Raw genomic sequence first — 24,613 nt, forward strand, 5'->3', positions numbered from 1 at the left:
GTGTTTTTGTGAGCTATGAGAAAGCATTCAAGAATCTTGGAATGGAGCCAAAGGTTTATTTCAAGAAGTTTGCTTTGCCTATCGTACTTTTCGGATTTTTGTTCTCAATCCTTCTTCTTGCATTGCTCCCTACAATATTTGTGGGTTCTGCCAGGTATATACCCTATCTGCTACCGGTTGTATGTATTGTATTTGCATTCTCTTATCCTCTTTCTATTCTGGCTGCCAAAGCTTCCAGAATTGACAATAATATGCACTATTACATCACCCAGATGGGTTCAATTGCAACAGCAGAAACCCCGAGGATAGATATTGTACGTATTGTTTCTGAAAATGAGGATTATCAGGAACTTGCAGAAGAAACAAGGAAAATATACAATCTTGTAACAGTATGGCACCTGAGTCTTGCGGATGCATGCCGTTTTATTTCCAAAAGGACTCCTTCTATAATATTTGAAGATTTTCTTGACAGATTTGCACATGCTCTCCAGTCAGGAGAAGATGTAAAGACTTTCCTGTTTGCAGAGCAGAACGTTGTGATGAACGAGTACGAGGCAATGTACAATGGTGCACTCTATGTTGTTGAAATTATCAAGGAACTCTTCGTTTCCCTTGTAATGTCTTTGATTTTCATGGCTTCTTTTGCTGTAATCATGCCTGTGATTACCGGAATGAATGCGGAACTACTCATGGGTATTGTGGTTGTCATTTTCCTTGTGACTGATGTTGTAATGGTAATGTTCACAAAGAGCAAGATACCAAAAGACCCGGCATGGAGTCAGTCAACAAACATGACTGAAAACAAGTTGACATTATATCGTTCAATACCTGTATCAATTGCAGGTTGCATTGTTGTCCTTATTGCTGTGGTTCTCTATGGTAAAATCGAAACAAGTATTGCAGTAGCCATGGTGCTGACTCCTCTGGTCTACACAGGTCATGTTTCCAGAAAAATAGAGAAAAGTATCAGAAGAAAAGATGAGAACTTCCCGGCATTTATCCGTTCCCTTGGAAGTTCAGCAGGTGCAAGGGGTGGTGTCATTGATGATGCTCTTAAGGCTTTGAGGGCACACGACTTCGGACCTCTGACAACCGATGTGAATAATCTTTACAAAATGCTTGTTACAAGAATAAACAAGTTCAGTTCCTGGGAATATTTCGCCTCAAATACCGGGAGTAACCTTATCCAGCGTTTTTCAGGTATGTTTGTACAGGCAACCAATCTTGGTGGTCAGCCTGAGGTCATAGGTGACATTATTGCTACTAATTTCCACAAGATAGTCACTCTCAGAAAGAAAAGATCCCAGTCTGCCGGAAGTCTTGTGGGTGTATTGTATGGCCTGACCGGTGGTATCGGTTTTACCATGTATATTTCTCTTGGTGTTGTCGGGCTTATGCAGGATATGTTCTCATCTGTGGAAATGCCGGCAGGTATGTCCATGGGAATGGTTCTCTATACCAATGTAGGAAATATTGATACGCTATCAAATATGGTCATGGCCATTATGGTGGGTCACTCATTAATGTCCGCTATCCTGATTAGAATTGTAGACGGTGGTCACATGCTCAGTGCTACAATTGATTTTGTCATAATGGTATGGATATCCGGTGCAAGTGCTGTGGTTACAATGGCAGCAGTGTCATCACTGCTGGGTATTGCGTGACAAAAGAATTATCCTATACGAAAATAAAAATATAGTAAGTATAGTGAATGTGGAAAGTATGCTGAATATAATAAATTAGGCCAGAAAATAAGTCAGGGTCTAAGTCTGTTTTACTCTTGTTTTGATGTAATTTGCTAAGAACTCACCAACTTCGGATGTACTGCTTTTCCCTCCAAGATCCGGAGTGCAGATTCCATGATTCAGGGAAGTATCAATAGCTTCTTCCAGAATTCCCGCTTCGGCCATATCTCCATGCCATTCAAGCAACATTTTAAGACTGAGTACTGTGGCAAGAGGATTTGCGATGTTTCTTCCTGCAATATCCGGTGCGCTTCCGTGAACTGGTTCAAAGAAAGCATATTTCTCGCCGATATTGGCACTTGGCAGAAGACCAAGCCCGCCTACAAGAGCTCCTGACATATCACTAAGAATATCTCCAAACAGGTTAGTGGTAACGATTACGTCATAGTTCCAGGGATTTCTTATCAGGTTGTATGCAAAAGAATCCACCAGTTCGTCACTGGGAGTAACTCCTGCATCTGTTGCAGACTGGCGGCAAACATCAAGGAATAATTTGTCAGATTTCATTACATTGGACTTGTGAACTATTGTCAGTTTGTTAGTCCTGCTTCCTGCGAGTTTGCTTGCATAATCTGCAATTCTCTTTGATCCTTTTCTTGTAATCACTCTTTTAGTGGTGGATACATCTTCGCCAATCTCTTCAATTCCTGAATAAAGTCCTTCTGTATTTTCCCGAACTATAATGTAATTGAAATCTGTCCTGTCATGAATTCCTTTTATTGAAGGAAGGGGGCGTATTGGACGGACATTTGCGTACATATCAAGTTCCTTGCGGATTGTCAGCAGAACGCTTTTGTAATTAGGATCAGGAGGTGTTGTCACCGCACCAAAAAGTACGCAATCACATTCCTTCAGTAAGTCTATATCTTCATCTGTAATGGCAGCACCAGTTCTTTCCCACCTGCCATATCCGAGTTCCAGAGGAACTTTTTCCACGTCAAGTCCAAATGCATCAAGAACCTTCAGTGCAACAGGTATAACCTCTTTCCCTACTCCGTCACCTTCTATAACTGCAAGTTTCATATCAATTCCCCGATTATTTCCATAATATCTACAATTATAAATTGTCTTTCTTAACTGAAAGCTTTAGCTCCTGGACAAGGTTTCTTATTGCCATGGTCACGTCAAATTCCGAAGCTCCCCAGTGAACAACTGCTCCTCTTATACCTGCAATTGTGACAATTCCGGAATTTTCAGCACGGCAGCACCTTGTAATGAATACTTTTGTGGGCTTGAATATGTCAGATTTAAAAGGGCAGATATTCACAAATGAGTACTCAATTCCCGGGAATCTGGACTCAAAAAGACTCTTTGAAATCTCACAACCTACAAGAAGTGCACCGTCTTCTTCAATAACATCACAATCCAGGCATTTACCTTTAAGCCCGGAAGAAGAACAGGGAAATACTGTATTGTCTCCTTCAAATTGCCTCAGGTCTGTAAGGTTCTCTGAGAATCTTATAGAGAGATCTCCCCACACGCCGCTTTGTTCGACTCTGCGAACAACACTTGCAAGCCACGAAGGCTCAGGAGGAAAAATGTCAACAATCTCAATTTCAATAATTTCAGAAGGGTCGGGTTTGTGTACGAAAGTCAGGTGCTTGTCTATGCCAGTGAATATGACAGTGTTGACTTTTTCTTTGCTATTACAGACTTCAGTTGCCGTGTCTATGAGAAGTGCTCTGTCTTTGATATTAAGTTCTTTTTCATAGCGAACAATCTCTTCATCTGAAGCCAGTTCCTTAAGACTGGTAGCATCTCTGAGAAGTCCTTCTCCATGATGTTCCACTTCAAAAAGAGAATAGCTTCCGGTTTCACAATTTTCTACTATCATGTATCTGGTCAGGAAGTAGATACGCCTGTCTTCACCGTCAGGCATCTCTTTGCTATGCCCTACGTGTTTGTATTCATCCGGAAATATCATTTGATGCCTGTTACTATTTATTTTTCTGTGCTATTCTGTGTGCTACAAGGCCACCTTCAGTAAGCATTTCAAGCAGGAAATCAGGAAGTTTGTTTCCCTGAAACACGTTATCATTTACGGTTACTGTTCCCTGAAGCAGATCTATTTCAACTTCATCGCCTTCGTTGCACTTAACATCTGCTTCCATTAGTGGCAATCCCACATTGATTGCATTTCTGAAAAAAATCCTTCCAAATGATTTTGCAATTACGCAACCTACACCAGCATATTTGAGTGCCAGTGCAGCCTGTTCTCTGGATGAGCCGCAACCAAAGTTGTCAGCAGCGACAATGATATCGCCTGTCTGCACTTTTTTTGAAAACTCAGGATCAATTCCTTCCATAGCATGATCTGCAAAAACCTGCATATCTTTTGTGCGCAGGTATTTTCCGGGAATTATTACATCTGTATCGATATCGCTACCGTATATCCATGCTTTTCCCTTGATTATATTGTCCAATATATCACCTTATGGCTAGCTTCTGCATGATATTATTTGTAAGTGTCGGGAATGGAGCTAAAATAGTAAAAAGAGTAAAAATAAGAATGGGAAAAATCAAACTTCTATTGTATTCCCATTCAAAACATCTGTTTCGCTGACACTAACCTGCTGTGTAGTATTTCCATAGCTAATCACATAAGCTCCGGTTGGCATTGTATCGAACTGTGTTTCTCCTTCAATAGGTCCTGTTGTTGAATAAGGGACTGTGAATGAGTAGGTTCCGTCTGATTCTGCAGTTGTGGTTTGTGTGTATGTGAATGTCCTCATCTGGCTGGTTAGTATGGTGTTGCTGATGGTTACAGTCTCACTTGCTGAAGCTTTGCCTGTAACTGTAGCACCCTTGACATATTCAAAGATTTTAACATAACCACTGTTTTCTTCTGCCACATTTCCTCCAAAGAGTACATTGTAGACGTTCTTATAGCCTGTCTCCTGTGTGCTTGCTATTGGGGATTCATGTACCATACGGTATTGTTTCAGTCCGTTACCGTCAAATATGTGGAGTCTTGCTTCCATTGAATTATAGTATCTTTGTCCGGGAACTGTCATATACCCTGTATCAGCTTGCACCTGTACATAATAATCATCCGTATCCAGTGTCCAGGCACTCATGGCATAGAATTTTCCAGTTGCCATTTCAACATCTGAAACTATGTACCGTGCACCAGCTTTGTCAGGGTCAGGGTGGACTGCTTCCAGAACTTCTGTAGCTTCTTCCTCTGATGATGCAGTGAAGAATGTGGATGCTCCTGGTTGGTTTTCTTCTTCGATACTATTCCTTCGACCACCAATTCCCTGCTGGAAAGGGTTGGCATTCGGTATGCGGTGTCCAATCACCTCTATCCAATGTCCATAGTCCCACCACGACATCACTCCATATGCAGTATCTGGATACTCATAGCTTTCTCCAGTTTCTGGTCTTTCATAGCTTTCGTAGTAGTCAAGTCCCGGGTCAGGGGTATTGTATCTTAACCACTGAGTTGCTTCTATCCAGTAACCATTAGGTCCGCCTGTTCCCTGATTTTGTTGCATTGCAATGCTGTAACTTGGATATACCATTAACAATAATATTAGTATGACTGATAGTATGTGCATCGCTTTAATGTTTTTAATATTGAATGTTTTTGACCTGATACTGTCCACCAGACTCTGCCATCCAGCAAGATCTAAAATGCTAATGCCGATCCATGCACTAAGAATGGCTGCGTTTACTGAGTAATAATATGCAAAACGATTCTGCTGGAGCATAGCCCAGATAATCATAACTGTCCAGACTATCAGGAATGTTTTATCGGGTGTATTTTCTTTTGTAAATGCTTTGTAGATCAATATTGCAAGTGCAATGAATGATATGTAACCAAGTGTGCCAAAGTTGTACCATAGTGGCTGGAGTGTGAACACTCCTCCTGATGATAGAAGTGGGGATGCTTCAGCAACTGTAAGAGCACCTCCTGTACGCATAAAATAACTGAATACACTTGTTATTAGGGCGTAGGCAGATTGTGAGAATAGCTTTGCTGCAAAAATACCTATAATGGAGAGTGTAGCAATCAAAACGGGGAAATAATAATTTTTCAATCCTTTTTGATTTGAAGCAATTGATATTCCAGTTAGTATTGGAAATGCCATGATTCCTGCAATAAGTCCTTTTATGTACAGGGATTTTGTTCCTCCCAAATAGGGTGTCATAAGAACCATTAACAATGCAATAAAGAAGATTATCATTCCACTTATTGCAAGGTAATCAGTACTTTTCCCGTGCATATGATTAATAACATGCTGAATAGTAATGTAAACTCCAATTATAAATGAGAAGAATAATGCTCCTTTCCATGCAAGTGCGTAGGCTCCCAAAGCAATACCTGTTAGAATAAGATAGGGAATTGCAGGTTTAATTGCGTCAAAATTCATTTCTTTTAAATTAGAAAAGGTAATTTTATTTTGATCTGCTTTTTTGATTGCAATTATAAGAAACATTGCTACTACAGTGCTAAGCAAGGTTTCTGCTATATGGTGGTCGTTGAATCCTATTATTGATCTTGAGAGAAACTGGCCACAGGAGAGTGCAATTAAAATGGATGCAAAAAGTCCTGTCTTTTTGTTGAAAAGCCGTTTTCCAACAAAGTATACAGGAACTACTACAAGTGCACCCAATATTGAAGGATAATAAGCACTAACAGTATATATGAGATTTTGATCTGGATTTCCTGCACCAAGTATCCATATTATTGTGGAAAGAACGAGATCAAAGAGTGGTGCAAATACCTGATTAGTGCCATTTGGGAACTGTGTGTATGCATCAAACCATAGCACATGTGGGAAATTGTGGATAATTGATTCTACGTTTCTAAGGTGATACCAAGGGTCATTACCACCAAATCTCACGAAGGTATCGGAGATGAACACACTTGCTTTTGGTACCGTTCTGATATAGAATGCTACTATGAAAGATATACAAAGTCCAAAAAAATAAGGTATACTTGATTTTAATTTATCTCGTTCATTCATTATTCCAACTCTTAAGAAAATCACATTTATTTTTAGGCTTGATTATATATGAAAAAAGCAATTAAGATATATAAGATGTTGGCAGTTTAACTTTTCAATGAATATTAATTTGCTCTTTTAGTAGTACCACTTAGGCAAATCCTATAACAATTTGAAATAATACCCTGGAGTAATAACTTGAAGATTTTAATGATTGCTAACATGTATCCCAGCAAAGGTAATTGCTCTGGAAACTTCATAAGAGATCAGGTAAAAAGCCTAGAAAAAAATGGGATATATGTTAATAAAGTTGTCAAAAAAAGTCAAAATATATTATATTATATTCCTTTTCTACTTTCAAGTGTTTTAAATATATGTTTTACTGATTATGATTTAGTGCATGCTCATTTTGTGCCTCATTCAGCTTTAGTTCCTGCTATTTTAAAATTTAAACCCCTTGTAGTTCAATTTCATGGTTCAGATGCACGCATAATTCCATGGAAAAATAAAGTCAACTATTACCTCACTAAATTTGTAACAATCAGGGCCGATAGGATAATCGTAGTAAGTGAAGAGCTTAAAAATATTCTGGTTTCACGTATTGGTGTTCCTGATTATAAAGTGGATGTAATTAGCGTTGGAGTTGATACGGAACTCTTTCATCCAATGGACAAAAATAAATTAAGAAGAGATCTTGGTCTTGGTATTGAGGCAAAAATTGTTCTTTTTGTTGGCAGAATCACACAATTAAAAGGTATTGACTTAATTTATCAGTGTGCAAGCAATACCCCGGATATTCAATACATTTTCATTGGAAGAAAAAGTGATGAAAAGGGAAAAGATTTGGATAACTGCATTTTTGTTGGAGAAGTTCCTCATTCGGAAATTCCTTATTGGATGAATGCAGCAGATATTTTGATTCTCCCTAGTTATAGTGAAGGACTTCCTACTGTTGTGGCAGAAGCTCTTTCATGCGGTATTCCTGTGGTTGTATCTGATGTAGGGGGGTGTCCTGAGGTTGTACTGGATGAAGAAACTGGTTTTGTTATTAGAACTGGTGATGCAGATCAGCTGAAGAGCAGGATATTGTACCTTTTTTCAGATAAAGAAATCATTCGAAAAATGGGGTGTGCGGGTAGGTCCGATGTAGTTGAGCGCTATGATCATAAGCGTTTGATTGAAAAACTTATTGGTGTGTATTTTCTCTATTCTGATGATGTTTGATTCCAATATAGTAATAATTTGAAAAATGGATAAAATTAATTTTCTGAGGTCCGTTAGAATATACTCATAAGTATATATATATACTAGTAATGTAATTCATTATTCAATTATAGTTTTTCGGGATACAATGGCTTTTTATGTATGATTTATAGTGTTTATATTGAATACATTTATTTATGATACAATCTATTGATGTACTCGCAACGTAGGAGATGAATATGGGAATAACGGACACCAATGAATTGGAAAATATTGCTCAATCAATTCGAAAACAAATTATTTTAATGACCTCAAATGCAGGGAGTGGTCACTATAGTAGTTCTCTTTCTACAGTAGACATTCTTGTCTCTCTTTACTACAATATCTTGAACCATGATCCTCAAAATCCCCAAGACGCTCTTAGGGATCGTTTTGTATTAAGTAAAGGTCATGCTGCACCAGCTCTATATGTGACTTTATGTGAACTTGGATATTTTCCAAAAGATGAACTGAAAACCTTCCGGCAAATCAACTCTAGGTTGGAAGGGCATCCTAAGAGCCATTTACTACCAGGCGTTGATGCTTCATCAGGTTCATTATCTCAAGGTTTTTCAACAGCTGCAGGTATGGCACTAGCCAGTAAGTTGGATAATGCGGCTTATAATGTCTTTGTTCTTTTGGGAGATGGTGAATGTCAGGAAGGTCAGATATGGGAAACAGCCATGTTCTCTTCTCACTACAAACTCAATAATCTCATTGCTATTATTGATTGTAATGGTCTTCAATCGGATGGTTCAGTAGAGGAAGTAATGTCATTAAGCAATCTTGGGGAGAAGTGGTCTTCATTTGGTTGGGATGTCATTAATGTAGATGGTCATGATATCTCTGCTTTAACAGATGTTTTTAAATCATCTCTTGTGCCAAAGGGCAGGCCTACAGTAGTTTTAGCAAATACTGTAAAAGGAAAAGGTATCCCATTCATCGAGAACAAACTAAAATACCATAGTCTACCATTGAACGAGCAGGAATTAATATCTGCCCTTGAATGTTTTGGTGATCTTTAATGTCTGAAAGTTATAACTTGAACAAATGGCTGCATACGAGGGAAGCATACGGTTTAATGCTTGTAGAATTGGGAGTAGAGAATGAGGATATAGTCGTTCTTGATTCTGATCTCTCTAAATCTACAAAAACATCACTTTTTGCTGATGCTTTCCCTGAAAGATTTATAAACGTAGGTATAGCTGAACAGAATTTAATGAATGTGGCTTCAGGTCTTTCTAGATGCAATAAAGTTCCCTTTGTCAGTACATATGCTATGTTTGGTTGTGGTCGAGGATGGGAGCAGATCCGTAATGGGATTGCTATTGATGACCTCAATGTAAAAATAGTTCTGACACATGGCGGTTTAAGTTTGGGAGGAGATGGCTCATCACATCAGATGTTCGAGGACGTTGCTTTGATGCGTGTTATCCCTAATATGAATGTTATTATTCCTGCAGATTTCAATGAAACCAAGCAGGTTATAAAGCATGCCGCCCAGACAAATGGGCCATATTATATCCGCCTTTCAAGACGTGCTTCTCCAATCGTTTTTGGTGACGAATATGTATATGATCCAAATGATTATCCTGTAGTTGTTGATGGCGATGATGTAACAATATTTTCAATGGGAAGCATGATCTGTAATACTCTCAAAGCATGTGAGATGCTCCAGAAAGATGGTATAAATCCCAGAGTTGTCAATGTACATACAATAAAACCCATTGCCAAAGATTGTATATTGAAGCATGCAAAGGAAACAGGGTTAGTAGTCTCTGTTGAAGACCATAATGTACTTGCAGGTATGGGAAGTGCAATAGCAGAAGTTCTCATAGAAAATCATCCGGTACCTATGAAAATGATAGGAATTAATGATCAATTTGGTGGCTCTGGTAAAATGGACGAGTTATATTCTAAATATGGTCTTTCTCCAGATAGTATTTATAAATCCATAAAAGAATTTGTTGAGCAAAGGGGTCTTTAAATGGATATCTTTCTTGATACTGCAAATATCGATGACATTAAACGCTTTTCTCCAATATTGGATGGTGTAACTACAAATCCTTCTCTTGTAGCAAAGGAAAATCTAGACTTTAGAGAGCTTGTAGGGATAATTTCAAAACAGGTTCCTGGGCCAATAAGTGTGGAGGTTATAAGTCTTGATGTTAATGGAATGGTTGAAGAAGCGAAAAAGTTCGCCTCCATTTCTCCAAATATTGTAATTAAAATACCCATGACCTTTGATGGATTAAAAGCAACAAAGATACTTTCCGAAATGGGTATTAAGACCAATGTTACACTTATATTCTCTGTAAATCAGGCGCTTCTCGCTGCAAAAGCCGGTGCAACCTATGCAAGTATCTTTGTAGGCAGATTAGATGATCTTGGGCAGGACGGAATTGAAGTAGTGAGAACAACGGCAAAAATATACAACCAATTCGATTCGCTTCACACAAAAGTATTGGCTGCTAGTATACGGCACCCTATGCATGTAATTAATGCTGCTGAGGCAGGTTCACATGCTGCAACCATTCCCCCAAAAGTGCTAGAACAGATGATGACTCATAATTTAACACATATGGGCCTTGAACAATTCCTAAATGATTGGAACTGTTCACCTAATACAGTCTGAGTTGGTAATATGAATGATATTAAAGAACAGTTGGAATCTCATATCTCTTTGATGAATAATATTCAGGATGATGATTCTTTCCTCAGTATTGTAAATGAAGCAATGAATGCAATAATCGATTGCTATAGGGCAAACAAAAAGGTCGTGCTTTTTGGTTGTGGTGGGTCTGCAGCTGATTCACAGCACATTGCTGCAGAGTTCGTCAACAGATTCTATTTTAATCGTCCTTGTTTGCCAGCAGTAGCCCTTACCACAGATACTTCGATTATCACAGCTATTGCAAACGATTTTGATTTTAATGATGTATATAGCAGGCAGGTGGAGGGTATTGTAGCTGAAAATGATGTTGTCATCGGGATCAGCACAAGCGGAATGTCTGACTGTGTACTTAATGGATTAAGTGCAGCAAAGGCTAAAAATGCCACTACTATTGGTTTCACTGGTGGTTCAGGAGGTAAAATGGCTTCAGTTTGTGACATACTGATTAATGTCCCTTCCAGTTCAACTCCTAGAATACAAGAAGCCCATATAACCATTGCACATATCATATGTGCAGGTGTGGAGAGTGAGATATTCAATGAGCGGGTTTAACAGTCTTGCCAACATAAACATCGAGCTAACAAATAAATGTAACAAGAACTGTTGGATGTGTGGCAGAAGAAAAGTAGAAAGGGATTATCCTGAACTGGTTTTAGAATACGATGATATGGAGTTCTCCCTGCTCTCCAAAATAGCATCCCAGGTTCCTGAAAGGGTTGTAGTGCAACTCCACAATAATGGTGAACCTCTTATGTATCCACGTTTCGGTGATGCAGTTAAGTTGTTCAAGAACAATATCACTAATATTGTGACCAACGGTAAACTTTTACTCGAAAAAGCAGATGAGATCATAGATAATCTGGATACATTATCTATCTCGATATTTGAAGATGATACTGAAGCTGAGGAACAATATGAGATTATAAAAGAGTTCTTCAAAATAAAAGGGGATAGAAAACCCTTCACTACTTTAAGGCTTATTGGTAATGTTGATAGGTCAAAGTATGAGGTGTTTGATTCTTTGATAATCACGAGGACTTTACATAAACCAATGGGTAGTTTCGGTTATAGGAGGGAACCTACAATTCCTGAGATCGGTATATGCTGGGACTTTTTGAATCATCTAGCTATTAATACTAAAGGTGAAGTATCCATTTGTGTACGTTTTGATCCGGAAAGAGAAGGTGTTATCGGTAATCTTAACAGTGAAACTCTTGAAGACATTTGGAATGGATCGAAACGCTTGAAATGGCTGGAACTACATAAAAGTGGAAAAAGAGATGAGATTCCCCTGTGTTCAAAATGTCACTTCTGGGGAGTACCTACTGGAGTCTGATTATTATTCATTTGTCATAAAGGAAGGAGAGATAAATATGAATCCGTTTGTAATTGCTGAAATTGGAATTAATCACAATGGTGATATTAATATTGCTAAACAGTTGATCGATATTGCAAAAGCTGCAGGTTGTGATGCAGTAAAGTTTCAAAAGAGAACACTTGATGTAGTATATACTCAGGATTATCTGGCTTCTCCAAGAGAAAGTCCATGGGGTACTACACAGAGGGAGCAAAAGGAAGGTCTGGAATTCGGACAAAAGGAATATGATGAGATCGATGCTTACTGTAAAGATGTAGGTATTCATTGGCTTGCTTCAGCCTGGGATGTAGAAAGCCAGCATTTCCTGAGTCAATACGATCTGCAATACAACAAAGTTGCATCAGCAATGTTAACTCATTTGCCTTTACTTGAAGAGATCGCTAAAGAAGGTAAACATACTTACATTTCTACTGGAATGAGCTCTTTTGAACAGATCGATGAAGCAGTTGCTATCTTCAAAAAACATGGATGCTCTTACACTCTTCTGCATTGTGTTTCTACATATCCATGTAATGATGATGATTGTAACCTGAATGTTATTTTAAGCTTGAAGGAGCGTTATTCATGTCCTGTAGGATATAGTGGGCATGAAGCAGGAATTTTGCCTTCAGTACTGGCTGTTGCACTTGGTGCAGACACTCTTGAAAGACATATCACTCTGGATAAAACTATGTATGGCAGTGACCAGTCTGCTTCTTTGGAGAAAGACCAATTGGAAAAACTTGTGACTGATGCTCGCCGTGTTCAGCCTATTTTAGGTGACGGTATGAAAAGAATTATAGAAGGCGAGCTTAAAACCGAAAAAAGTCTGAGATACTTCAAGTAAGAATCAAATGGAGATAATATTTTGGTAATCGCCATAATACCTGCCAGGGGTGGTTCTAAGGGTGTCCCAAAGAAGAATCTGAGGGACCTTGAAGGCTATCCCTTAATTGCATATTCTATTGCAGCCTGCACTTTATCAGAAAAGATTGATCGTGTCATAGTGTCCACAGACTCTCAGGAAATAGCTGACGTTTCTAGGAGTTTTGGTGCGGAAGTACCATTCATGCGTCCTGCAGAGATATCAGGTGATAAATCTACTGATATAGAATTTATGCTTCATGCTATTTCCTGGTTTAAGGAAAATGAAGGATTTGTTCCAGAACATATTGCACATGTAAGGCCAACAACTCCTTTGAGGGATCCTGCTCTGATAGATGCTGCCATAGATAAGATTCTTTCAAGCAAAGATGCTACTTCTCTAAGATCGGTGCATGAACTAAGAGAATCTCCCTACAAATTATTTGGTATCAATGGCGATTTTCTCGAGGGTCTTTATCCAGACGATCCTCGTCCGGAATATTATAATTTACCACGGCAGACTTTCCCACCAGTCTATCAGCCAAATGGATACATAGATGTAGTAAAATCCAAAACAATATTGGAAATGAACAAACTACATGGCCATCAAATGCTTTCATTCATTACTCCTGATGTTGGAGAAGTAGATAATTTGGAAGACTTTGATTATATTGAATATATTTTGCAAACCAAAGAATATGAAATTCTTGATTTTTTGAAAAAGAACTATTGAGGAAGTTTTATGTCTGCATATAATTTATCCATGGAACCTGTTTCTGTTCCTTCAGTAAAAACCAAATATAGAAATATTGTGACAGAAATTCCCAACCCTGTCTCTTTGTCAGTATTTGAAGATCTCGAAAAATATGAGTGCAGATCCATGCACGGTCAACTTCCGGTTGTGTGGGATAAAGCAACAGGTTTTCAGGTATTCGATGCATCAGGAAACTGCTGGATCGATTTTACTTCAACTATTTTTGTAGCCAATGCAGGTCATTCACATCCTCATATCATTGAAGAACTTCAAAAATTATTAGATACAAAATTACTTCATACTTACACATTTGCTAATGAAAGCCGTTCTGGTTTTCTTAAGACATTGATCGATTTTTGCCCGGATTACCTTGAGAAAGCATTTTTGATGTCTTCTGGTACAGAAGCAACAGAATGTGCGATGAAACTTATGAGAATGAATGGTCTTAAAAGAAGTAGCACAAAAAAGATATTGATATCTTTTAAGGGTTCGATGCATGGAAGGACCATGGGTGCTGAGATGTTAAAAGGAGACCAAAAAAGTGCCTACTGGATAACGAACTTTGATCCTGATATTCATCATCTTCCATTCCCTTATCCATGGTCAGGAGAAGAGGATAATTCTAATTATGATTGGGCAGATCATTTTGAAAAGGATATTAGTTCTCTTTTATCCGAAAATGATTTGGATGCAAAAGATATTGCTGGTTTTATCATAGAATCCTATCAGGGATGGGGTGCTATATTTTATCCAAAAGAGTATATTCAGTCTCTTGTTAAGTTTGCAAAACAAAATGATGCATTAGTAGTTTTCGATGAGATACAGTCTGGAATCGGAAGAACCGGTAAGAGATTTGCATATGAATATTATGGCGTAGAGCCTGATCTTGTTTGCCTTGGAAAAGGTCTGAGTTCAAGTCTTCCTCTATCGGCTGTTGTTGGTACAAGCGAAATAATGGATCTACCCGACATTGGTTCAATGAGCAGTACTCATTCCGGTAATCCTTTATGTTGTGCAGCAGGAAAGGCAAATTTGGAGGTAATTACTTCTGAGGATCTTATTTCAGAATCTGAAAGAAAAGGTTACATACTACATGAAAAGCTCAATGAGCTTCAGAAAAAGTATCCTGATCGCGTATCGTATATCTTTGGTAATGGTCTGGTTGCAGGCATTCTTTTGGCAGATCCGGTGTCAGGTGCGCCAGATGGTGATACTGCTACAAAGATTGCAGAAAAATGTATGCAAAAAGGTCTTCTGGTAGTTCATACCGGAAGAGAATCCATAAAACTAGGTCCACCTCTTATGATTCCGGATGATGCCCTTTTGGAAGGTCTGGATGTTCTTTTTGAAGCATTCTCTGAGGTAGTTGACAAATGAAAGAAATTCGTCACACTGGAATTGTAGTAAGTGATATGGAACGATCACTGGAGTTCTATCGTGATCTTCTTGGACTTAAAGTTAGTGTGGATTTTTGTGAAAAGGGAAATTACATCGATAATGTTGTAGGTCTGCAGGATACAGAGTTAAGAATGGTAAAATTGACTACTGATGATGGCTCTATGATTGAGTTGATGCAATTCTTGTCACATCCTGTGGACTCTCCTTTGAAGAATAAAATCTATGATCTTGGTTGTTCACACGTCGCTTTTACTGTTGATGATTTGGATAAGGAGTATCAGAAATTGATGGACAATGGTATTTCTTTTAATTGTCCACCTATCATATCTCCGGATGGTTATGCAAAAGTGACTTATTGTCATGATCCTGATGGAATTAGTATTGAACTTGTAGAAGTCCTTTAATGCATTTTATGTGCGATGCGTATTGAGTTGATTTGATGAGATGTATTTTGTGTGGTAATGATAGCTCTAATGTCATAACTAAAAAAATCAGAAGTGGCGAAGAAAGAAACGTTTTTTATTGTGAGAATTGCGATCTGGGAATTCTTGATGATAGAAGATCTGAGCAGGAACTAAAGGATTTTTATGCAGAATGTTATAGAAAAGAACATACTCCTACCATTAATACAGAATCTAATCCACAGGAGCTCTTTGATCTTTACAGTAAATTTCAGGATTCTCGTTTATCCCTGATCAAAGACAAACTCGGACCTGATAAAAGTTTACTGGAAATTGGATGCTCTGCCGGTATGTTCCTTTATAACGTAAAACCTTATGTTGGAGAAGTAAATGGAATAGATTATGATGTAAACTCTGTTCAGTTTGCCGGCGAGAAATGTTCTTGTAATGTATTCAATGTTGCCATTGAAAATACGGATCTTCCTGAAAAATCATTTGATATTATCTGCATGTTCCAGATGCTTGAGCATGTTAAAGATCCAGTGGACTTCTTGCGTTCGGTTTCTAAGTACTTAAAAGATGATGGTGTTTTGTACATAGAAGTTCCTAATTTGAGGGATGCTTTGATCTATGCATATGATCTTCCACATCATTACCAATTCTATTTCCATGCATCTCACCTATTCTATTATTCCGAAAAGAGCCTAAAGAAACTGCTGGGTATGATAGGTTTTGAGGGAGAGGTGTTTTACACTCAGGATTATAATTTCTTGAACCATATGCACTGGATGATGCTTGATGCACCACAGGGAAGTTGCGATGCTGGATTATCATCTCCTGCTCTTAAATTGAGAAACTCATTGGAACCTGGTAAAAGTGATGCACTAAATGCATTTATCAAGGATGTTGACAAGCAATACAAAGAATTACTTGCGGATATTGGTCTGACATCTAATATCTCTTTTATAGGCGCAAAGAGAAAATAAAATTCAATTTCAATTATCCTAATAGTTCATGCGGTTAACATTATGGTTAATGAAAACTTGTTAAATATCATATTAATTGAAAATGAAGCTCAAGTTGTAGATTGCTTAAAATGGAGGGATAATCTTGAGGGCACAAGCAAATTTGTTGCTCTATCTCCATTTGCAATTAATGAGTTAGACAAAAAAAATGTAGAGTATACTATTATTGATGATTATTATGATTCTACAGAACTATATGAGCTGGGTAGTAATAACCATAAAAGGATTGAAGAGCTTTGCAAAATCATAGATCGAAGCATTGAAATTAATTATGGACATAATTTGATGCGCATAACTCCTGCGTTTTTTAGCCTTGCAAACCTAAAAATGCTTCATGATACATTGTTAGTAAGAGTCTTTCAAATTTGTTATTTGATTAAGCGTTTAAATCCTGATAGGATTTATGTTTATGCTGATGATCCAACATTCTTAGAAATAGTACCACAAAATATTCTCTTTAGAAATGAAGAACTAATTTATGGTTACATACTTTCGCTTCTTGAATGGGAAATTGATGTGATAGTTGTGCCGAATCCTGCAAAAAAGGTCAATTTGAAATCAGATAATCATTCTTTGCAAACATCATATAAGAGAATCAATAAACGTTTTTCTGCTATTATTGCTAAAAATCCCAAAATTTATGACTTTGCTCTTGCAAGTAAGAGAAATAGTTTATCACACATTCCTAAACTCATATCTCTTTACTTAAAGGGTGATAGAAAATCATTACCTGTCCTCCTATTGGGAAGCAGTGGTTATAATTGGGATGATTGTATCAAAGAATTAAAAGAAGCTGGAATTTCTCCTCTTCTGAGGATTGAAAATGATTTTTCTTTTTGGATAAATGCAGCAAAGTTTAATAATTTAGATACTGCTCTTTTGCTCAAAGTTTGTGATGAACTTGAGGCAAATAATGAGTTTAGGAAATATTTCATTTTTGAACATATAGATTTTTACCCTGTTATCAAAAGTAGAATTAACTATTTGATAGTTAATTGGTCAATAGCCTGCATACAAGCATATCATGATGCATGTAGTTTGATGGCAGATAATAATGTAACTGCATTGATAACTTCTACAATCTCTTCTTGTACAAGTCAATCAATAGCTCTTGCAGCCAGAGAATACAGAATTCCAGTAGTTACATGGCAACATGGTGCATTTGGATACTTCGATTGGCCTTTGGCCAAATACACTGATGCAATTCCTTCTGATTATTTTTTTGTTTTTGGTAAAGGTATTGTCGAAAAGTATGCTCATAGCTTTGGTGAATTCAATACGAAAATGTTTTCTGCAGGTTCAACATCTTTGTCTTCTCAAACATATAGAAAAAACTCCAAAAAAGTCAGGAAGGTTTTGGGCATTGAATCTAATAAAAAAATTGTTGTTTATGCAATGGCAAATTTTAATCAAAATCGTCTTTATATAAGCTGGTTTCCTCCGTTTTCTGATAATAAGCTATGGGATACGCAAAAGTCTATAGTAGATATATTCTGCAAAAACAGTGATTACATATACCTTATAAAACTACATCCTAGTTATGAGTATAGGGATTCACCTGTGGTGCAAGAAATAAAAGATAAAGGACTTAACAATTTTTACTTTATTAAAAACGAGATTAGCTTTGCAGACCTTTTATCTATAGCTAATATGGTTGTCATAGATGTTCCTTCTACAGTTTTATTACAATCTTTAACAACCAAACTACCTATATTTTGTTCTTTGGATCATATTCATATTGATGCCAAGCACTCAAATTTATTGAAAAAAAGAGTATATTGCTATGATAGTTCTTATGAATTCAATTTAGCTTTGAAGAATTATCTTTCTACTGAACATTTCAAGTCGTCTGTAGATTTAGAAGATACTGGTTTCTTAAATTTGTTTGGTACATTGGTTGGTTCTAATGATGTGGGAAAGAATGCTGCTAGTAAATTAGTGGAAATAATTCATGACTGGCAAAAATATACAAATGTATTTAAACAAAATTGAATGTAAAGGGTAGCAGTATCATATGTTTGACAATTTTTATTCTCGTATTATGGATATAAGTCCTGTTCAAAGGCAGAGCCTTATTACCGTTATCTGGCAAATAACATTTACAGCGATTGGATTTTTGAGCACTATGTATTTTGCACATGCTGTAGGTGCTTCAATAATGGGTGCATATTTTCTTTTTGTTGCTTATAATGGAGTATTTGGAACTGTTGCAGATGGGGGATTTGGAAATGCTGCTGTGAAACGAATTAGTGAAGGTGAAGAACCAAATGAGTATTTCAGCGCATATTCTGTAATTAGATTGTTATTTACAGCTATTGTTCTACTATTTTTAATTATGTTTAAACCATACTTTGTGGATTTAAATAATTCAGGCATGTTCACATGGTTATTAATTGTATTTGCTGTATCATTAATTGTTGGAATTATTTCAAGTGGTACCGCAGGCACTGGTAAGATGGGAGTTCGCACCTCATGCGTAGGAGTGGGTAATATATCTAAACTGGTGGTTCAAGTAATTGCAATATACTTAGGTTATGAGGCAGCTGGTCTTGCAGCCGGAGCGGTTGTAGGTCTTATAATTGCTGCTTTAATTGAGATACGTTTTTTAGATCTTCATTTTAAACGTTTTACTATAGAACACATTAAGAAATTGTCTACCTTTTCATTTTGGATTTTTTTGACATCAGGGGGCATGCTTGTATTTACACAAGCAGATACAATATTAATAGGATATTTCATGAGTAATTCTGATGTTGGAATTTATCGAATAGTGTTTCAGTTTACCAGCATTGCTACACTCACAACTTATGCTTTACGAAATACACTTTGGCCTCGAATAAGCCGTTGGGGGAAGCTAGAAAATACATGTTTGATAGAAGCATCGTTATCTCGTGCGATAAGTTACTCTCTAGTGCTTGCAATTCCTGTGTTTACAGGGGGTATTTTGCTAGGTGATAAACTATTATTTTTCTTTTATGGAGAAGAATTCATTGCAGGGTATGCTGCACTTGTAGTTCTCCTAGCTGTTCAAATTGTTAATGTATTCCAGTATTTTTTCACGATGTATTTAGATGCACTTGATCGGCCTAAACAATCTTTCAAAGTAACAGTGGTTGGCGTAATCGCAAATATCATTCTTAACATTTTATTAATACCACTAATAGGGATATTTGGTGCTGCAGTTGCAACTTTAGTTACTATGGTACTAAACGCATTTCTTGCACGAAATGAATTGTCAAGCCTTATGACAATCAGACTTGAAAAACACACAATTTTAGCAATATTGCAGGCATCAATATTTATGGGTGCATTTGTCGCAGGATATAGGTTATTAATTTCTTTTGAGAATATAATAGATGTATTAATTCCGGTTATCATTGGTGTAGCAATATATGGAATAATGCTGTTAAAGGTCGATAATACAATACACAAGGAAATTATGGGTATCGTTCTCAAAATAGGTCTACCCTGGCCAAGATGGCTGTAGTAACAATATTTTATTAAATTTAGTAAATTTAAATATAATCGGATACAGTCTCTCTCTAATTAACAGATGTTGCACCATCCTTATTTTATTACATTCATAACTATTATATGCTTACAAAACAAACTAGTTGCACAAAAATAGCAAATTTTGATAATGACTGTATTCACTGTATACATGTTTTGGATAATAACGAATCTCGAGTAAGTGACCAATATGTCAGTTAAAGTAAATGCAAATTTTCATACAATTGGTGGAAAAACTGTTCTAGATAATGACGATCCTATATTTTTGGAATATAGGCAGAAATGGGTGGAATGGCCTGAAAACTTCTATACAGGAAATTTTCCTCTTCATCTTGATATTGAAGTGTCCAGTGTTTGTAATCTTAGATGTGAGTTCTGTGATGCCACAATTAATAAAATAGGTACAAAATCTGGGTATATGGATTTTGATACTTTCACTAAAATAATTGATGAAGGAGCAGATGCTGGACTATATGCAATAAAATTAAATTCTGGTGCACGTGGAGAACCATTGCTTAACAAGAATATTGTTAAAATGATTGAGTACGCAAAAAAAAAAGGGATAATCGATGTATATTTGAATACCAATGCTGTGCTTCTTACTAAAGACCTTTCGTTACAACTCATTAATTCAGGTCTTGACAGGATTTCTATATCTTTTGAAGGAATGGATCCAGCTGTCTATGAGAAATATCGGGTCGGTGCAAAATTTGAGAAAGTAAAGCAAAATGTATTGGATCTGGTACATATTAAAAAATCTATGAGCTCAACTACTCCTAAAATAAGGATCCAGACTGTAGGTGTTCCTGAAATCTTAAAAAATATTAATGAATATACTGATTACTGGGGAAATATAGTTGATGAGGTTGCTTTAATCGATTCTAAGAACTACAAAGATCTTAATAAGGAACTCGTATCTGACTGGGCATGTCCATATATTTGGCAAAGAATGATGGTAACGTGGGATGGAGTTATTTCTGTTTGTGGTTTTGATTATTCCAATAATCATAAACTTGGAAATGTTAAATCTAGTTCTATACAGTCTGCATGGATAAGTAGTGAAATGGAAAGAATAAGGCAATTACATAAGGATGGTATGGCTCATGAAATTGCAATTTGCAATGGCTGTGCTTATCGAACAACTGAAATACTAAAAAAAGAGGATAATGTATGATAGCAGCACTATTGATTGGAAGGGAAGGAAGCACCGGGTTCCCTGGTAAAAATACATACTCAGTACTAGGCAAGTCATTGATGGAGTATCCTTTACTTGCTGCAATGGGCGCTGAGTTGGTAGACAAAGTCTTCATTTCTACAGATTCACAAAAGATTAAAGATATTGGATTAAAACACGGTGCAGAAATTATTGACAGGCCTCCGGAATTGTGTACATCAACTGCACTTGGGGAGGATGCCTATGTACATGGATACGAAGTCATAAGGGATTCTGTGGATGAAGATATAGAAATAATGGTTCTTCTGCATTGTAATTCTGCAACTATATTGTCTAAAACAATTGATGAGGGAATAAAGGTGCTAAAGGAGAATCCTGATTATGATTCTGCAGTTACTGTTTCAAAATATAACATGTGGAGTCCTCTTAGGGCAAGAAAAGAGGATGATAATGGACTTCTCCAACCTTTTGTACCTTTTGAGGTATTTGGCGATCCAAATACATTAAATTGTGATCGTGATTCTCAAGGGGATGTTCTATTTGCTGATATGAGTGTATCAATCGTAAGACCCAGATGTCTTGAACATATTGAAGATGGCCTTCTCCCTCAAAAATGGATGGGGCAAAAGATATATCCTCTAAAACAATGGGGTGGATGCGATGTGGATTATGAATGGCAGATCCCTCAGGTAGAATATTGGCTTAAAAAGCATGGGTTTGGGAGTGGAGAATAATCAATGAATCTGTCTGTCTCCAACATAGCATGGGAGCCATCGGAATTACCTGAGCATTTGACTTTACTAAAAGAACTGGGATGCAATGGTGTCGAGATATCTCCCAGTTCTATCTGGGATGAACCTGTACAAGCATTTCTTTCTGAGAGAAAGCAACTGTTAAAACTCATAGACGATAATGGGCTTGAGGTTTCCAGTTTGCATTCTCTTACCTATAATCATCCTGAACTAAAGATGTTCGGCCCCGATGAAAAAATTGATGAATTAAAAGACTATCTTTTCCGCCTAATAGACCTTGCACATGATTTGAAAAGTCCGGTCATGGTATATGGTTCTCCTCAAAGCAGAAGGGTCAGTGATGGGAATTATGATGAATGCTTTGACATTGCAGTCGACTTCTTTCAGGACATAGGGAAGAAAGCCTCTTCAAAGGATGTTTATTTCTGTATCGAACCTTTGGGTCCTTCAGATGGTTGTGATTTTATTACCAATGCTGATGAGGCTTATAAGCTTATAGAGATTGTTGATTCGACTCATTTTTGCCTCCATCTTGATGCAAAGGCAATGATGGATGTTAAAGAAGATTATCAAAAAGTATTCACTGATTATGGAAGCATTTTGAAACATTTTCATGTAGGTGACCCAGGTCTGAGGCCACCAGGGACTACTACCGGGGAACATCTGAAAATTGCTGAAGCCATAAAGAACAGTGTGTACGATGGTTTTGTTTCAGTAGAAATGAAAAGAGGATTTGGCCCTTCCAGGGATACCATTAAAACGGCCGTCGATTACGTGAGAAAAACCTACCTTTGAGAAGGGATTTTTATGATTTCTAAGTATTTTGAATCCTTAAAAGGAAAAAATATTCTGATAACAGGGTCAAGCAGTGATATTGGTATTATTCTGATAAAAGAACTTCTTCAGTTCGATATGAAAATAGGAGCTCACTATTTTACAAATGCTTCGATTCTTGAGCAATTCAAAGAAGACATCATACCACTTCAGGGCAATCTCTCTTCGAGAGAACAATGTAATGATGTTGTGGATTCTTTCATCGATCAGGCAGGATCAATAGATTTTTTTGTTCATCTTGCTGGAAATATAAAAAAGCCAGTTCATTGGGAACAGGTAAGTTCTGAAGACTGGTATTCGGACATAGATACAAATCTTTCCTCGGCATTTTTCTTATCCCAGAAGGTATCTGCAAGTTTGAAATCCAAAGGCGGTAAAATGATATTCATAAGTACCGCTTCTGCCTCGCATGGAGGAGGATCTATGACCCTGCCTTATGGTATTGCAAAAGCAGGAATTGAATGCATGACAAAGGGATTGGGCCGTGATCTTGCAGTCCACAATGTATTGGTAAATTGCATCTCTCCTGGTTTCATTGATACAAAGTTTCATGTGAAGGCAGGAAAATCAGAAGATGACATTAAAAGAAGGGTGGAACTTATCCCATTGAAAAGGGCCGGAACTCCTGAAGATGTAGTAGGAGCAATTATGTATCTATTGTCAGATTCAGGTAATTATATAACAGGAGAAATACTTACTATTAGTGGAGGAGACTGGTTATAATGTTTGATTTTTATTTTGGTTCTGAGGACGAGATTGAAAGGAATGAATCTGAGTTCATACTTTTCATAAAAAGAATGATGCCAAGATGGTGCAATTCTATTCCAGACAGTGAATGCATCGCACTATTGGATCTGTTGAACACGTTACCTGAAAAAGAGAGGCCGGTCCTTGTTGAGACCGGGACCGGAGCAAGCACTATTCCACTGTTGTATTATGCTGTGAAGAATAATGGAGTTTTATATACATGGGATACTAATCAGAACAAATTGGCTTTTATTAGAAACCTATGTAATGATACGATATTCAATCATTTCAGGAAAAGTATTTTTGATAATTGGAAGTATATTGGTTACGAGAGCACATCCCAATATCTGGGTATTCCCATCTTAAAAGAATTGAACGAACATGTGGATTTTTGTTTTTTCGACAGCGAACATACATCCCGGAACCTTTTAGGGGAGCTCTCCGCTGTGAACTCCGTATTGGACGACGGAGCAATAGTTGCAATTGATGATGCTAATTATAATTACATCGATACAAATTTTGCTTACATAAATATATTCAGGAAAAAACTGGGATTGCCTATAATAGATTCTCCACAAGAGAACATCGGAAAGTATTTTTATGAATCCGTGTATGATTATCTGAAACAGCACTGGAATAAAGTAGAGCATTTGAAAGATACATATAAAAGTAATTACACTGATGATATCTTTTGGTCATATTATTCTTCAGATAGAAAAGCTATTGCATCAGTAGGTATGGAAAAAACAGATGAATTAGATCATCGGTTTGATTCATGGAAGGTGTCTGAAAGACTTCAGTAGTGAGGACCTGGACTGCAATAGGAATATATGCCTGAAATCTGTATCATTTCAGTTTATCGCCATCTACCATATAACTTCCATTGCAGTTCACTAATATGTCAAATTAACAAAAAGCAAGTTAAGGGTCTGATAAATTGTGCATTATGTATTTAGACGGTCATGGTCTCTACATGAACCGTTTTTTTATTCCTTGTAACGATTATTAACATTTTTCCAGAAATCTGTCAACATTCATACCAATCTCATAACATTGTCTATTATGCCGTATTTAATATGACCAGAATTACACTTATTCATCCTAAATGCAATCCCGATAAGATTAAGTCAAAAATCCGGGGTCATCCTTCCTATTGGTTATGTTTTGGAGAAAACATTGACAAA

At 37.0% G+C, this 24,613-nt stretch carries 23 protein-coding genes; 19 read left to right on the forward strand and 4 right to left on the reverse strand.

Annotated elements, in window-relative coordinates:
* The first annotated feature begins 8 nt into the window (after positions 1-8).
* Positions 9-1,664: an archaellar assembly protein FlaJ gene (flaJ, locus tag V7O61_RS02730; protein ID WP_407282816.1), complete on the forward strand. Its 1,656-nt coding sequence runs from the start codon at positions 9-11 to the stop codon at positions 1,662-1,664.
* Positions 1,665-1,763: 99 nt separating this feature from the next.
* Here the strand turns inward: flaJ and V7O61_RS02735 are convergent, their stop codons facing one another.
* From V7O61_RS02735 to V7O61_RS02750, 4 genes are all read right to left on the reverse strand, one after another.
* Complete coding sequence (locus tag V7O61_RS02735) at positions 1,764-2,768, reverse strand: isocitrate/isopropylmalate dehydrogenase family protein (RefSeq protein WP_407282815.1); 1,005 nt, start codon at positions 2,766-2,768, stop codon at positions 1,764-1,766.
* Positions 2,769-2,802: 34 nt separating this feature from the next.
* Positions 2,803-3,669, reverse strand: coding sequence for a hypothetical protein (locus V7O61_RS02740; RefSeq protein WP_407282814.1), 867 nt, complete (start codon positions 3,667-3,669; stop codon positions 2,803-2,805).
* Positions 3,670-3,682: 13 nt separating this feature from the next.
* Positions 3,683-4,171 carry a 3-isopropylmalate dehydratase small subunit gene (locus V7O61_RS02745; RefSeq protein ID WP_407283376.1) on the reverse strand — a complete coding sequence of 163 codons (489 nt, stop codon included), beginning with the start codon at positions 4,169-4,171 and terminating at the stop codon, positions 3,683-3,685.
* Between the two features lie 93 nt (positions 4,172-4,264).
* A complete protein-coding gene (locus V7O61_RS02750; RefSeq protein WP_407282813.1) occupies positions 4,265-6,718 on the reverse strand; it encodes an oligosaccharyl transferase, archaeosortase A system-associated in 2,454 nt (817 codons plus the stop codon).
* A 177-nt stretch (positions 6,719-6,895) separates the two neighbouring features.
* Here V7O61_RS02750 and V7O61_RS02755 point away from each other — a divergent pair, with 177 nt between their 5' ends.
* From V7O61_RS02755 to V7O61_RS02840, 18 genes are all read left to right on the forward strand, one after another.
* Positions 6,896-7,921 carry a glycosyltransferase family 4 protein gene (locus V7O61_RS02755; RefSeq protein WP_407282812.1) on the forward strand — a complete coding sequence of 342 codons (1,026 nt, stop codon included), beginning with the start codon at positions 6,896-6,898 and terminating at the stop codon, positions 7,919-7,921.
* 218 nt (positions 7,922-8,139) lie between these two features.
* On the forward strand, positions 8,140-8,964 hold the full coding sequence (locus tag V7O61_RS02760) for a transketolase (protein ID WP_407282811.1): 825 nt from the start codon (positions 8,140-8,142) through the stop codon (positions 8,962-8,964).
* On the forward strand, positions 8,964-9,926 hold the full coding sequence (locus V7O61_RS02765) for a transketolase family protein (RefSeq protein WP_407282810.1): 963 nt from the start codon (positions 8,964-8,966) through the stop codon (positions 9,924-9,926). The genes V7O61_RS02760 and V7O61_RS02765 overlap by 1 nt, the downstream gene beginning before the upstream one ends.
* Positions 9,927-10,574, forward strand: coding sequence for a fructose-6-phosphate aldolase (gene fsa, locus V7O61_RS02770; RefSeq protein ID WP_407282809.1), 648 nt, complete (start codon positions 9,927-9,929; stop codon positions 10,572-10,574). It begins immediately after the preceding gene.
* Positions 10,575-10,583: 9 nt separating this feature from the next.
* Positions 10,584-11,165 (forward strand): SIS domain-containing protein, encoded by a 582-nt coding sequence (locus tag V7O61_RS02775; protein ID WP_407282808.1) that lies wholly within the window; start codon positions 10,584-10,586, stop codon positions 11,163-11,165.
* Positions 11,152-11,949 (forward strand): SPASM domain-containing protein, encoded by a 798-nt coding sequence (locus V7O61_RS02780; protein WP_407282807.1) that lies wholly within the window; start codon positions 11,152-11,154, stop codon positions 11,947-11,949. Before V7O61_RS02775 ends, V7O61_RS02780 begins: the two co-directional genes overlap by 14 nt.
* A gap of 37 nt (positions 11,950-11,986) precedes the next feature.
* Complete coding sequence (locus tag V7O61_RS02785; protein ID WP_407282806.1) at positions 11,987-12,817, forward strand: N-acetylneuraminate synthase family protein; 831 nt, start codon at positions 11,987-11,989, stop codon at positions 12,815-12,817.
* Between the two features lie 21 nt (positions 12,818-12,838).
* Positions 12,839-13,567, forward strand: a complete 729-nt coding sequence (locus V7O61_RS02790; protein ID WP_407282805.1) for a cytidylyltransferase domain-containing protein — start codon at positions 12,839-12,841, stop codon at positions 13,565-13,567.
* 9 nt (positions 13,568-13,576) lie between these two features.
* A complete protein-coding gene (locus tag V7O61_RS02795) occupies positions 13,577-14,965 on the forward strand; it encodes an aspartate aminotransferase family protein (RefSeq protein ID WP_407282804.1) in 1,389 nt (462 codons plus the stop codon).
* On the forward strand, positions 14,962-15,390 hold the full coding sequence (locus V7O61_RS02800) for a VOC family protein (RefSeq protein WP_407282803.1): 429 nt from the start codon (positions 14,962-14,964) through the stop codon (positions 15,388-15,390). The genes V7O61_RS02795 and V7O61_RS02800 overlap by 4 nt, the downstream gene beginning before the upstream one ends.
* Before the next feature lie 35 nt (positions 15,391-15,425).
* Positions 15,426-16,373, forward strand: a complete 948-nt coding sequence (locus tag V7O61_RS02805; RefSeq protein WP_407282802.1) for a class I SAM-dependent methyltransferase — start codon at positions 15,426-15,428, stop codon at positions 16,371-16,373.
* A gap of 42 nt (positions 16,374-16,415) precedes the next feature.
* Positions 16,416-18,404 carry a hypothetical protein gene (locus tag V7O61_RS02810; RefSeq protein ID WP_407282801.1) on the forward strand — a complete coding sequence of 663 codons (1,989 nt, stop codon included), beginning with the start codon at positions 16,416-16,418 and terminating at the stop codon, positions 18,402-18,404.
* Between the two features lie 49 nt (positions 18,405-18,453).
* Positions 18,454-19,899 carry a polysaccharide biosynthesis C-terminal domain-containing protein gene (locus V7O61_RS02815; RefSeq protein ID WP_407282800.1) on the forward strand — a complete coding sequence of 482 codons (1,446 nt, stop codon included), beginning with the start codon at positions 18,454-18,456 and terminating at the stop codon, positions 19,897-19,899.
* 213 nt (positions 19,900-20,112) lie between these two features.
* Positions 20,113-21,096: a radical SAM/SPASM domain-containing protein gene (locus V7O61_RS02820; RefSeq protein WP_407282799.1), complete on the forward strand. Its 984-nt coding sequence runs from the start codon at positions 20,113-20,115 to the stop codon at positions 21,094-21,096.
* A complete protein-coding gene (locus tag V7O61_RS02825) occupies positions 21,093-21,830 on the forward strand; it encodes a cytidylyltransferase domain-containing protein (protein WP_407282798.1) in 738 nt (245 codons plus the stop codon). The genes V7O61_RS02820 and V7O61_RS02825 overlap by 4 nt, the downstream gene beginning before the upstream one ends.
* Positions 21,831-21,833: 3 nt before the next feature.
* Positions 21,834-22,643, forward strand: coding sequence for a sugar phosphate isomerase/epimerase family protein (locus V7O61_RS02830; RefSeq protein WP_407282797.1), 810 nt, complete (start codon positions 21,834-21,836; stop codon positions 22,641-22,643).
* 12 nt (positions 22,644-22,655) lie between these two features.
* Complete coding sequence (locus tag V7O61_RS02835) at positions 22,656-23,405, forward strand: SDR family NAD(P)-dependent oxidoreductase (RefSeq protein ID WP_407282796.1); 750 nt, start codon at positions 22,656-22,658, stop codon at positions 23,403-23,405.
* The gene (locus V7O61_RS02840; RefSeq protein WP_407282795.1) at positions 23,405-24,232 is read left to right on the forward strand and encodes a class I SAM-dependent methyltransferase; all 828 of its coding nucleotides are present in this window, start codon (positions 23,405-23,407) and stop codon (positions 24,230-24,232) included. Before V7O61_RS02835 ends, V7O61_RS02840 begins: the two co-directional genes overlap by 1 nt.
* Positions 24,233-24,613 lie beyond the last annotated feature (381 nt).

This window comes from Methanolobus sp. WCC1, from assembly GCF_045690315.1.
GTDB lineage: Archaea > Halobacteriota > Methanosarcinia > Methanosarcinales > Methanosarcinaceae > Methanolobus > Methanolobus tindarius.